Here is a 12,026-nt window from a genome sequence, read left to right on the forward strand (position 1 = left end):
ATATTACAACATGGGATTTTGGGACAAGCTTCTGAGTAACGAAGTACTGGTCAGCGCCGTTGTGGGCTGGACAGTTGCTCAGGTTTTAAAAACACTCATCGATTTCGGTCTGAACAAGAGCTTTACACCGGAACGTCTTGTGGGCTCCGGCGGCATGCCAAGTTCTCACTCTGCTACGGTTTGCGGGCTTACCGTGGCATCGGGACTCTGTTACGGGGTAGATTCGTTTCAGTTTGCCATCAGCTTTATACTGGCAGCTGTAGTCATGTATGATGCCATCGGTGTCCGTCAGGAAACCGGAAAGCAGGCAAAACTCTTAAATCTGATTATGGAGCAGGACTGGTTTAACTTAAACAACCAGGAAATCCAGCAGAGGTTAAAAGAGTTTGTGGGACACACACCGCTTCAGGTGGCAGCAGGCGCTGCATTGGGAATCATACTTGCACTGATCGTACACCAGTGTTACTGATCATTCAGGCTGCGGACCTTGTCTTTGGACATTGACCAGAACGGGTCTGTGTGAGCAGTGCGATTCGGCAGTGTGATTCAAAAAACAGGTTGACATGGATAACCGGGTATGCTATCATATTCTGGTATGAGTTAACGCCGGGACCCAGTCTTTTGGATACTCCAACCAAAGACCTGGTTTGCGGTGAGTATAAAAATTTAAGGAGGAAATCAACATGATTTCAAAGGAAAAGAAAGCAGCTATTATCGCTGAGTACGGCAGAAAAGCAGGAGATACCGGTTCACCGGAGGTTCAGATCGCAATCCTTACTGCAAGAATCGCAGAGCTGACTGAGCATTTAAAGAGCAATCAGAAGGATCATCATTCCAGACGTGGTCTGTTAAAGATGGTAGGTCAGAGACGTGGTCTTCTTGACTACTTAAAGAAAACTGACCTGGAAGGCTATCGTGCTCTGATTGAAAAGTTAGGCATCAGAAAGTAATTAGGACGTTAGGGTGGAGAGGTCATCTCCACCCTTTTGTTTTTTCCGTACTTTGCAAAAACCTGATATTTTCTGGAAGGCGTATCCCGAAGCCGCTGCTGTATACACAAAATGTGCGGGCGGATAAGACTGAGAATCATTTTCGGTCTCGCGTGATCTTTTGTGTACAGAGCAGTAGTTTCGGAGCCTTCTGTGAATATATAGAAAATAGATAGAGAAAAGGAGACAAACCATGTACAAAAGTTTTAGTATGGAACTTGCCGGAAGAACTCTGACTGTTGATGTAAACAGAGTGGCAAAGCAGGCAAACGGCGCAGCATTCATGCACTATGGCGACACCACCGTATTATCTACCGCTACCGCATCTGACAAACCGAGAGACGGTATCGATTTCTTCCCGTTAAGCGTGGAATATGAAGAAAAGTTATATTCCGTAGGAAAGATTCCGGGAGGCTTCAACAAGAGAGAGGGCAAGGCATCTGAGAATGCGATCCTTACTTCCCGTGTGATCGACCGTCCGATGCGTCCGCTGTTCCCGAAGGATTATCGTAACGACGTGACCTTAAATAACATGGTCATGAGTGTTGACCCGGAGTGCCGTCCGGAGTTAGTTGCGATGCTTGGCGCGGCAATCGCAACCTGCATTTCCGATATTCCGTTTGACGGTCCGTGTGCTATGACACAGGTTGGTATGATTGACGGCGAATTTATCATCAATCCGTCCCAGGCACAGTGGAAGCAGGGCGATTTAAACTTAACTGTAGCATCTACCCGTGAGAAAGTCATCATGATCGAGGCCGGAGCAAATGAGATTCCTGAAGCTAAGATGATCGAGGCGATCTATAAAGCTCACGAAGTGAACCAGGAGATTATCCGGTTTATCGATACCATTGTGGCAGAGTGCGGCAAGGAAAAACACGGCTATGAGAGCTGTGCGATTCCGGAGGAACTGTTTGCGGCCATCAGGGAGATCGTAACTCCGGAGCAGATGGAAGAGGCAGTATTCACGGATGATAAGCAGACCCGTGAGGAGAATATCCGTCAGATTACCGAGAAACTGGAAGAGGCTTTTGCAGATAATGAGGAGTGGCTGGCAGTTCTTGGTGAGGCTGTATACCAGTACCAGAAGAAGACCGTCCGCAAGATGATCTTAAAAGACCACAAGAGACCGGATGGCCGCGAGATTACCCAGATCCGTCCGCTGGCAGCAGAGATTGACCTGATCCCGCGCGTACATGGCTCTGCAATGTTCACCCGTGGACAGACTCAGATCTGCAATGTCTGCACTCTGGCTCCGCTGTCTGAGCAGCAGAAGTTAGATGGCCTGGATGAAAACGAGGTATCCAAGCGTTACATGCATCATTATAACTTCCCGTCCTACTCTGTAGGCGAGACCAAACCGTCCAGAGGACCGGGACGCCGCGAGATCGGTCACGGAGCACTGGCTGAGCGTGCGCTGATTCCGGTGCTGCCGTCGGAGGAAGAGTTCCCATACGCAATCCGTACGGTATCTGAGACCTTTGAGTCTAACGGTTCCACCTCCATGGCATCTACCTGTGCGTCCTGTATGTCCTTAATGGCTGCAGGCGTTCCGATCAAAAAGATGGTTGCAGGTATTTCCTGTGGTCTGGTTACCGGTGATTCTGACGACGATTTCGTTCTGTTAACCGATATCCAGGGCCTGGAGGACTTCTTTGGCGATATGGACTTTAAGGTAACCGGTACGACCGATGGCATCACCGCAATCCAGATGGATATCAAGATCCATGGCCTGACCAGACCGATCGTAGAGGGCGCTATCGCAAGATGCCGTGAGGCAAGACTCTTCATCATGGATACCTGCATGAAGCCGGCTATCTCTGAGCCGAGAAAAGAAGTTGGCCAGTACGCTCCGAAGATCGATCAGATCAGCATCGACCCGCAGAAGATTGGTGATGTGGTTGGCAAGCAGGGCTGCGTGATCAACAAGATCATCGAGGAGACCGGTGTGAAGATCGACATTTCTGAGGAAGGAAATGTAGGAATCTGCGGTACTGACAAAGAGATGATCGAGAAAGCAAAGAGCATCATCAAGAATATCGTAACCGACATTGAGCCGGGTCAGATCATTACAGGTAAGGTTGTCCGCATTATGCCGTTCGGTGCTTTTGTAGAGCTGAAACCGAAAAAGGATGGTATGATCCACATCTCCAGACTCTCCGACAAGCGTGTGGAGAAGGTTGAGGATGTTGTCAATATCGGAGATATGGTAACCGTAAAGGTTCTCGATGTAGATAAAATGGGCAAGATCAGCCTGAGCATGAAGCCGGGTGACCTTGCAAAAAAGGAAAGTGAAAACTAATTTATGAACTGTAAAAGATATTTTACAGGTGCTCTGGCTGCCTTTATGGTAGCCAGTAGTGCTTTTATGGCTTATGCTGAGGGACCGGTGGCCAATGGAGCTGACCCGGCAGGACTTACATCAGCACCGGGAACAGGAAATGAGACGGCAGGTGTAGCAGCGGCAGAAACCACCGCGCCGGCATCGGCAGCAGAAACACAGGGCAGTACATCCCAGATTGTAACAGTCGGAGAAAATACTTCTGCCGGAACCGTGAATGCCGGGGAAGGCGAAGTCTTGGCAGGAAATACCATAACCGCAGGAGGACTGGCCGGACCAGCAGCAGTCGGTGCTTCAGGAACCATCACAGTGGGAAGCGGCATGACCTCAGGCGCGTTTTCCGGTCCCGGAGGTGTTTCGGCTTCATCTGGCATAACAATTCCGGCTGTCGTCGGAGCGGGAGATATCTCTTTCGCCGGTCAGCTGACGGATCCGATCGTAAAAGTTACAGACAAATACAGCTATGACCAGATGAGCCGTGATATCAGCAGCCTGAAATCGCGCTACGGCAGCCATTTGCAGGTGAAGACCATCGGGACCAGCCTGGATGGAAGAAGTCTTTATGAGATGATTATTGGCAGTCCGAACGCATCCAGGCAGATCCTGATCCATGCAGGTATTCACGCACGGGAATATATGACACCTCTCCTCGTCATGAAACAGGCAGAACATCTTCTGGCTTTTTATGACAGCGGAAGCTATCAGGGACGAAAGCTTTCGGATATCCTTGCGGGAGTAGCCATTCATATTGTGCCGATGGTCAATCCGGATGGGATTACCATCAGCCAGTTTGGAGTGTCTGCCCTTCGTTCCGCAGATCTGCGCCAGATTGTCAACCAGTGTTATGCGCAGGACCAGGCAGACGGACGTACTACCCAGAGCTTTGAGCGCTATCAGGCTTTGTGGAAGGCCAATGGACGCGGTGTGGACCTAAACCAGAATTTCCCGGCTCTGTGGGACTCCATTACCACCGGACCTTCCCATGCTTCCTATGCAAATTACAAGGGAACCAGCGTACTTTCTGAGCCGGAGAGCAAGGCCCTTGCCAATCTGGCTAATTCCGCAAACTGGACGATGACCATCAGCTATCACAGTATGGGCAATCTGGTGTACTGGGATTTCGCCGGAAATAAGGTTGTGGAACAGTCCAAAGCGCTTGCTGAGCTGGTAACCGGCATTACCGGATACCGTATCAATAGAAGCAGCGGCAAAGGCGGATTCAAAGATTATGTCCAGATCAAAGACAGCCCGATCCCGAGCCTGACCATTGAGGTGGGAAGTGTGGCCTGCCCGATGCCGGTCAGTGAATTCGGTAATGTCTGGAACAGCAACCAGTCCATTCTGGCAGCACTTGCGGCTTATGCAGCAGATCATTAACAAAAATTGAACAAAATTCGTTGAGAATGCCCGTCACGGTACTTGTGACGGGCATTTTTACATGCTATTTACCCAAAAATTACCTAAATTTTAAAATCGGTTGAAAATGGAAGAAGCGGTATGGTATGATTAAACTGTTTGCGGACTGAAGAGAATAGAGAGAAAAGAGTACGCGAGACGAGGAGGAGAGTATGTCAATCAGCGACATTTCAAACGGGTTTGGTTTCCTGGGCGGTCTTGGTATGTTCCTTTACGGCATGAATATCATGGCGGACGGTATGCAGAAGACAGCAGGAAGCAAGATGAGCAGTTTTCTTGGGATGCTTACCAACAACCGGTTCCTGGCGGTTGCATTGGGCGCATTGATCACAGCGATCATCCAGTCCAGTGGAGCCACAACGGTCATGGTAGTCGGTTTTGTAAGTGCAGGTGTATTGAACTTGTCCCAGGCGGTCGGCGTGATCATGGGTGCTAACATTGGTACCACCATCACCGCATGGATCGTATCCATGAGCCAGCTGGGTGATGCCTTTGAGGTTATGAAACCAGGCTTTTATGCACCGGCTATCATCGGTATTGGCGCACTGCTGCTAGTTTTTGCCAAGAGTCAGAAAAAGAAGACCATTGGTGAGATCATGATCGGTCTGGGCCTTTTGTTTATTGGTCTTGATTTTATGTCAGGGTCGATCAATCCCTACACGGATGCACCGATTTTTGCGAAAGCCTTTGAAATATTAGGAGGCAATCCGCTTCTGGGCATGATCATCGGTGCGCTGGTTACCGCGCTTCTGCAGAGTTCTTCTGCTTCTGTTGGTATCCTGCAGACTTTGGCCATGAACGGCATTGTAACCACAAATGCGGCTATCTATATTACACTGGGCCAGAATATTGGTTCCTGTGTGACTGCCATGCTTTCCAGTATGGGCGGATCCCGCACGGCCAAGCGTGCGGCTGTCATGCATCTGACCTTTAACGTCATTGGTGCGATTGTGTTCGGATCGATCGGATTTATCTTTTTCAGCCTGCGTCCGGCCTTTGCGGCCTCCAATATTAACGCAGTGCAGATTTCCATCTTCCACACGATTTTCAACCTGTCTATGACCACATTACTGTTCCCGTTCGCGGATGTGCTGGTTAAGATTTCCGGCATGGTTGTGAAGGAGAAGGCGGAGGAGGAGCCGGTAGCAGAGGATGCGGAAACTGCTGCCACCCTCAAACATCTGGACGAGCGTATCTTTGAGTCTCCTGCATTTGCGGTGGAGACAGCAGCCCTTGAGGTTGTCCATATGGGCCAGATCACCTATGAGAATGTGGTCCGTGCCATTGATTCGGTCCTGACTGTAAACTCCGATGAGGTGGAAACGGTATTCAAGACCGAGCAGACCATCAATAATATGGAGAAGATGCTGACCGAGTACCTTATTAAGGTAGATAACCTTTCCCTGACTGAGAAACAAAAGAAAGTTGTAAACAACCTGTTCTACAGTGTCAGCGATATCGAGCGTATTGGTGACCATGCGGAAAACCTGGCGGAGCAGGCACAGTACATGGTTGAGCACGGACTTCAGTTTTCCACTACCGGTATGGATGACTTAAAGTCCATCAGCGACAGTGTGTTAAAATCCTTCCAGTATGCCATCGATGCCAGACAGAACGGCAATATGGAGGCTGTGCGCAAGGTCAGCCAGTATGAGGACGATGTCGACAGCCAGGAAGAGGAGCTTCGTGAGAAGCACATTGAGCGTCTTTCGGCGGGAGAGTGCAAGGCTTCCGCAGGCGTGGTATTCCTGGATATCATCAGCAACCTGGAACGAGTATCCGATCATGCCTACAATCTGGCAGGCTATGTCAAGGACGAGATGTAGTAATTGACATAATTGTGAACAGAATGACATGTTCTGCATGGATTCTGTATACAAAGCACAAAAAGAAGCCCTTTGGAGCATACCTCCGGAGGGCTCCTTTGACAAAAACAAGACGATAATCAACGGGTTTTTGTCATTATGGTAAAAAAAGGCTTGCTATTTTGCAGGTTATTAGGTACAATAAGAGCAAGGTTGATGACTTTTTAACAATCATCATATTTTTAACAATCTAGGAGGAATGAATCATGGCAGTTAAAGTAGCAATCAATGGTTTTGGTCGTATCGGCCGTCTGGCATTCAGACAGATGTTTGGCGCAGAGGGTTATGAAGTAGTAGCAATCAACGACTTAACCGATCCGAAGATGTTAGCTCACTTATTAAAATACGATACCGCACAGGGCGGATACGCAGGTCACATCGGTGAGGGCAAGCACACTGTAGAGGCTGGCGAGGATTCCATCACTGTAGACGGCAAGAAGATCACCATCTACAAAGAGGCTAAGGCTGCTGACCTTCCGTGGGGCGAGATTGGCGTAGACGTAGTATTAGAGTGTACTGGTTTCTACACCTCCAAAGAAAAAGCACAGGCTCACATTGATGCAGGCGCAAAGAAGGTAGTTATCTCCGCTCCGGCAGGCAACGACTTAAAGACTATCGTCTACAGTGTAAACGAGAATACTCTGACTGCAGATGATACCATCATTTCTGCAGCATCCTGCACCACCAACTGCTTAGCACCTATGGCAAAGGCTCTGAATGACTACGCTCCGATCCAGTCCGGTATCATGAGCACCATTCACGCTTACACCGGCGACCAGATGATCCTGGACGGCCCGCACAGAAAAGGTGATTTAAGAAGAGCAAGAGCAGGCGCTGCAAACATCGTTCCGAACTCCACCGGTGCTGCAAAAGCAATCGGTCTTGTTATTCCGGAGTTAAACGGCAAACTCATTGGTTCCGCACAGCGTGTTCCGGTACCGACCGGTTCTACCACCATCTTAACCGCAGTTGTTAAGAAAGCCGGTGTTACCAAAGAGGACATCAATGCAGCTATGAAGGCAGCAGCTAGCGAGTCCTTCGGTTACAACGAGGATCCGATCGTTTCTTCCGATGTTATCGGCATGAGATATGGTTCTCTGTTTGATGCAACCCAGACCATGGTGGCTCAGATCGCAGATGATCTGTACGAGGTTCAGGTTGTTTCATGGTATGACAACGAGAACTCCTACACCAGCCAGATGGTTCGCACCATTAAGTACTTCGCAGAGCTGGCATAAGTGTAAAACTTACAAAAGACTCCATAAGGGTCCGGTCACGTGTGGACCGGGCCCTTTTCTGTACAATTATTATGTAAATGTGGAAAGGGGATAACCTCTATGTTAAACAAAAAAAGTGTTGATGATCTGAAAAATTTAAAAGGAAAAAGAGTTCTCGTTCGCTGTGATTTCAATGTACCGTTAAAAAACGGCGTCATCACCGATGAGACCCGTATCGTGGCTGCATTGCCGACCATTCAGAAGCTGATCAGTGAAGGTGCAAAAGTCATTCTCTGTTCCCATCTGGGCAAAGTGAAGAATGGCCCGAACGAGGGTGAGTCCCTGGCTCCGGTTGCAGTACGCCTGTCCGAGAAGCTGGGTAAGGATGTAGTATTTGTAGCAGATTACAATGTAACCGGTGAGGCAGCTACAAAGGCAGTTGAGGCTATGAAAGACGGTGATGTTGTTCTGCTTCAGAATACCCGTTTCCGCGGCGCAGAGGAGACCAAGAACGGAGAGCAGTTTAGTAAAGAGCTGGCTGACCTGGCAGATGACTATGTATGCGATGCATTCGGTTCTTCCCACAGAGCTCATGCTTCCGTTGAGGGCGTAACCAAATTCATCACTGCAAAGGGAGGCACCAACGCAGTTGGTTACCTGATGCAGAAAGAAATCGATTTCCTGGGCAACGCAGTAGAAAATCCGGTAAGACCGTTTGTAGCGATCCTGGGCGGAGCAAAGGTAGCAGACAAGTTAAACGTAATCTCCAATCTGCTTGAAAAATGTGACACCCTCATTATCGGCGGCGGCATGGCATTCACCTTCTTAAAAGCAGAGGGCAAAGAGATTGGTAAGTCCCTGGTAGACGATACCAAGTTAGATTACTGCAAGGAGATGCTTGAGAAGGCTGAGAAGCTTGGCAAGAAGTTACTGCTTCCGGTAGACGCAGCAGTAGCAGCATCCTTCCCGGACCCGATCGACGCACCGATCGAGGTTCAGAATGTAGCGGCAGACCAGATCCCGGCAGATCAGATGGGCCTGGATATCGGTACTGAGACCGCAAAACTGTATGCAGAGGCTGTTAAGAGTGCCAAAACGGTTGTATGGAACGGACCGATGGGCGTATTCGAGAACCCGACTTTGGCAGCAGGTACCATTGCGGTAGCAAAAGCACTGGCAGAGACCGACGCAACCACCATCATCGGCGGTGGTGATTCCGCAGCAGCAGTGAACCAGCTCGGCTTTGCTGATAAGATGAGTCACATTTCCACCGGCGGCGGCGCATCCCTGGAGTTCTTAGAGGGAAAATCTCTTCCGGGCGTAGCAGCAGCAGATGATAAGTAAGCACTTAAGTGAGAACAAGCCGCAGGCGCAGCTTCGAGCTTAGTAAGGGGAAGTTTCCATAAGTAAACATTGAGGAGGAACTCAAAATGTCCAGAAAAAAAATTATCGCAGGCAACTGGAAGATGAACATGACACCTTCTGAGGCAGTTGCCCTGATCAATACGTTAAAACCACTTGTACAGAACGATGAGGTTGATGTTCTGCTCTGCGTTCCGGCTATCGACATCATCCCGGCTATGGAAGCAGCAAAGGGAACCAACATCCAGATCGGTGCCGAGAATATGTACTTCGAGGAAAAAGGCGCCTACACCGGCGAAATTTCTCCGAATATGCTGGTGGATGCAGGTGTAAAATATGTGATCATCGGTCACTCTGAGAGAAGAGAGTATTTCGCAGAGACCAACGAAACTGTAAATAAGAAAGTTCTTAAAGCATTTGAGCACGGTATTACCCCGATCATCTGCTGTGGTGAGAGTCTGACTCAGAGAGAGCAGGGCATTACCATCGACTGGATCCGTCAGCAGATCAAGATTGCCTTCTTAAACGTAACCGCAGATCAGGCAAAGACCGCAGTCATCGCATATGAGCCGATTTGGGCGATCGGAACCGGAAAAGTAGCTACGACCGAGCAGGCACAGGAAGTATGTGCAGCCATCCGCGCATGCATTGGCGAGATCTACGATGAGGCAACCGCAGCAGCTATCCGTATCCAGTATGGCGGTTCCGTATCTGCTGCAAGTGCACCGGAGCTGTTTGCACAGGCAGATATCGATGGCGGCCTGGTTGGTGGTGCGTCCCTGAAACCGGATTTCGGCGCAATTGTGAATTATAACAAATAGAATGCCGTAAAGGGATTGTTAAGGAATTCCATCTGGTATTTCAAAAACTATACACGCTAATCTTTTTAGTGTAAAATAAATGGGAACGGATTTTTTCCGCTCCCATTTTTTGACCTTCGGGGGAAGTATCATGAGTGAAACAGTAAAACAGAAAAGCAACAGAGAAAAACAGAAAAAAACAGAAAAAGAACATTTAGATATGAAAAAAGTCATTCTGCATAATGTGTCGGTAACGCTTCTGATCATGGGAATCTCTACTGTTATGGCACAGGCCTTTTTCCATTTCAGCAGGAACTCTACCAGTGTGGCAATTATCTATGTGCTGGCGGTCATGCTGGTGGCACGTTATACCACCGGTTACATTACCGGCATCATTACCTCATTGTTTGGCGTGTTTTTTGTAAACTATGTATTTACTTATCCATATATGAATTTTAATTTTTCCCTGGATGGATATCCGGTAACTTTTATTGGCATGATGCTGGTATCTTCGATTACCAGTACTACAACAACTCGTTTTAAGAAGCAGAGCAAGCTTCTGAATCAGCGGGAGAAAATGCTGGTGGAGGCTGAGAAGGAGACTATGCGGGCAAATCTGCTGCGGGCGGTATCTCATGATCTGAGAACTCCGTTAACCAGCATTATCGGTTTGGCAGACACAGCGCTGAGTGACAGCCCGAAACTGACGGAAGAAAAGCGCAGGGAGCTTTTAGCGGGAATCCGGGAGGATGCCAACTGGCTGTTAAATATGGTAGAAAACCTGTTATCTGTGACCAGGATCCGGGTGGAAGATACCCATGTGAATACTTCGCCGGAGCCTCTTGAGGAGGTGGTGGCAGAGGCTGTGCAGCGTTTCCGCAAGCGTCTTCCGCAGGGAAAGGTGGATGTGAGAGTTCCGGATGAATTTCTGATGGTACCGATGGATGCGACCCTGATTGAACAGGTGATCATCAATCTTCTGGAAAATGCAGTATATCATTCCGGAACGGATGAACCAATTGAGTTTTATGTAGAAAAGAGAAATGATTGTGTGGCCTTTCATATCCGGGACTACGGAAAAGGAATCGATCCGGAACGCCTGAAAACGATTTTTGACGGTGCGGGAATTGAACCAAACGCGAGTGGCGATTCCCATAAGGGAATGGGAATTGGCCTGACCATCTGCAAGACGATTATCAATGCCCATAACGGAACCATTGAGGCAGCAAACCGTTTAAAAGGTGCTGAATTTATTTTTACATTACCATTAGAAGAGGATGAAGAATATGACAAATAAACAGGTGATTCTGATCATTGAGGATGAGAAAAATATTGGAAATTACATTGAAACGATCGTGATATCAAATGGTTACAAGGCTCTGCGTGCCATGAATGGGATGTCCGGACTTTCTCTGTGTACTTCTCATCATCCGGATCTGATCCTTCTGGATCTGGGTCTGCCGGATATTGACGGAGGTGAGGTCCTTGAGCGTGTGAGAGGCTTTTCGGCAGTTCCGGTTATTGTGATTTCAGCCAGAACCCAGGAGGGAGAAAAAGTCCAGGCACTTGACAAGGGAGCAGATGATTACATAACAAAGCCGTTCGGATCTGAAGAACTTCTGGCCCGTATCCGTACTGCTCTGCGGCACAGTGCTCAGGTTGCAAGTACCGGGCCGCGCGAGACAGTTTATTCCCGGGATGGCTTGGTCATCGATTTTGACAAACGGGTGGTAATGTTAAATGGAGAAGATATCCATCTGACCCAGATTGAGTATAAGCTAGTATCCCTGCTTGCAAAGAATGCAGGAAAAGTACTGACCTATGATTTTATCCTGAAGGAAATCTGGGGACCGTATGCTGATACCGATAACCAGATTCTTCGCGTAAATATGGCCAATATCCGCCGAAAACTGGAAAGCAACCCGGCAGAGCCGCATTATATTTTCACAGAGATCGGAGTAGGATACCGGATGAAGGAATAAAAATATTGAGACGGAACCACTAAAAGGTCCGAAGTTCCGGAAACCGCGTACAGA

At 48.6% G+C, this 12,026-nt stretch carries 10 protein-coding genes; all 10 read left to right on the forward strand.

Going from position 1 to position 12,026, the window contains the following annotated elements; translation table 11 throughout:
• Positions 1-10: 10 nt before the first annotated feature.
• The 10 genes from DW819_RS12150 (at position 11) to DW819_RS12195 (ending at position 11,972) form a co-directional block, all read left to right on the forward strand.
• Complete coding sequence (locus DW819_RS12150) at positions 11-469, forward strand: divergent PAP2 family protein (protein WP_118733518.1); 459 nt, start codon at positions 11-13, stop codon at positions 467-469.
• Positions 470-683: 214 nt separating this feature from the next.
• Positions 684-950 (forward strand): 30S ribosomal protein S15, encoded by a 267-nt coding sequence (gene rpsO, locus DW819_RS12155; RefSeq protein WP_118530908.1) that lies wholly within the window; start codon positions 684-686, stop codon positions 948-950.
• Between the two features lie 232 nt (positions 951-1,182).
• Positions 1,183-3,291, forward strand: coding sequence for a polyribonucleotide nucleotidyltransferase (locus DW819_RS12160; RefSeq protein WP_118733519.1), 2,109 nt, complete (start codon positions 1,183-1,185; stop codon positions 3,289-3,291).
• A gap of 3 nt (positions 3,292-3,294) precedes the next feature.
• On the forward strand, positions 3,295-4,707 hold the full coding sequence (locus DW819_RS12165) for a M14 family zinc carboxypeptidase (RefSeq protein WP_243025839.1): 1,413 nt from the start codon (positions 3,295-3,297) through the stop codon (positions 4,705-4,707).
• Positions 4,708-4,898: 191 nt separating this feature from the next.
• Positions 4,899-6,572 (forward strand): Na/Pi cotransporter family protein, encoded by a 1,674-nt coding sequence (locus tag DW819_RS12170; protein ID WP_118733520.1) that lies wholly within the window; start codon positions 4,899-4,901, stop codon positions 6,570-6,572.
• A 245-nt stretch (positions 6,573-6,817) separates the two neighbouring features.
• On the forward strand, positions 6,818-7,849 hold the full coding sequence (gap, locus tag DW819_RS12175; protein WP_118733521.1) for a type I glyceraldehyde-3-phosphate dehydrogenase: 1,032 nt from the start codon (positions 6,818-6,820) through the stop codon (positions 7,847-7,849).
• Between the two features lie 99 nt (positions 7,850-7,948).
• Complete coding sequence (locus DW819_RS12180) at positions 7,949-9,172, forward strand: phosphoglycerate kinase (RefSeq protein WP_118733522.1); 1,224 nt, start codon at positions 7,949-7,951, stop codon at positions 9,170-9,172.
• Between the two features lie 86 nt (positions 9,173-9,258).
• Complete coding sequence (gene tpiA, locus DW819_RS12185; protein ID WP_118733523.1) at positions 9,259-10,011, forward strand: triose-phosphate isomerase; 753 nt, start codon at positions 9,259-9,261, stop codon at positions 10,009-10,011.
• A 130-nt stretch (positions 10,012-10,141) separates the two neighbouring features.
• Entirely contained in the window at positions 10,142-11,287 is a 1,146-nt protein-coding gene (locus DW819_RS12190; RefSeq protein WP_279220958.1) for a DUF4118 domain-containing protein, read from the forward strand.
• Complete coding sequence (locus DW819_RS12195; protein ID WP_118733524.1) at positions 11,277-11,972, forward strand: response regulator transcription factor; 696 nt, start codon at positions 11,277-11,279, stop codon at positions 11,970-11,972. The genes DW819_RS12190 and DW819_RS12195 overlap by 11 nt, the downstream gene beginning before the upstream one ends.
• Positions 11,973-12,026: the final 54 nt, after the last annotated feature.

Source organism: Clostridium sp. AM33-3 (assembly GCF_003480315.1).
Taxonomy (GTDB): Bacteria; Bacillota; Clostridia; order Lachnospirales; family Lachnospiraceae; genus Brotaphodocola.

Bases quoted from the DNA above. Each gene is read 5' to 3' on its own strand.
- DW819_RS12150 (WP_118733518.1), top strand. From the start codon at position 11: ATGGGATTTTGGGACAAGCTTCTGAGTAACGAAGTACTGGTCAGCGCC.
- gap (WP_118733521.1), top strand. From the start codon at position 6,818: ATGGCAGTTAAAGTAGCAATCAATGGTTTTGGTCGTATCGGCCGTCTG.
- DW819_RS12160 (WP_118733519.1), top strand. From the start codon at position 1,183: ATGTACAAAAGTTTTAGTATGGAACTTGCCGGAAGAACTCTGACTGTT.
- DW819_RS12190 (WP_279220958.1), top strand. From the start codon at position 10,142: ATGAGTGAAACAGTAAAACAGAAAAGCAACAGAGAAAAACAGAAAAAA.
- DW819_RS12195 (WP_118733524.1), top strand. From the start codon at position 11,277: ATGACAAATAAACAGGTGATTCTGATCATTGAGGATGAGAAAAATATT.
- tpiA (WP_118733523.1), top strand. From the start codon at position 9,259: ATGTCCAGAAAAAAAATTATCGCAGGCAACTGGAAGATGAACATGACA.
- DW819_RS12170 (WP_118733520.1), top strand. From the start codon at position 4,899: ATGTCAATCAGCGACATTTCAAACGGGTTTGGTTTCCTGGGCGGTCTT.
- rpsO (WP_118530908.1), top strand. From the start codon at position 684: ATGATTTCAAAGGAAAAGAAAGCAGCTATTATCGCTGAGTACGGCAGA.
- DW819_RS12165 (WP_243025839.1), top strand. From the start codon at position 3,295: ATGAACTGTAAAAGATATTTTACAGGTGCTCTGGCTGCCTTTATGGTA.
- DW819_RS12180 (WP_118733522.1), top strand. From the start codon at position 7,949: ATGTTAAACAAAAAAAGTGTTGATGATCTGAAAAATTTAAAAGGAAAA.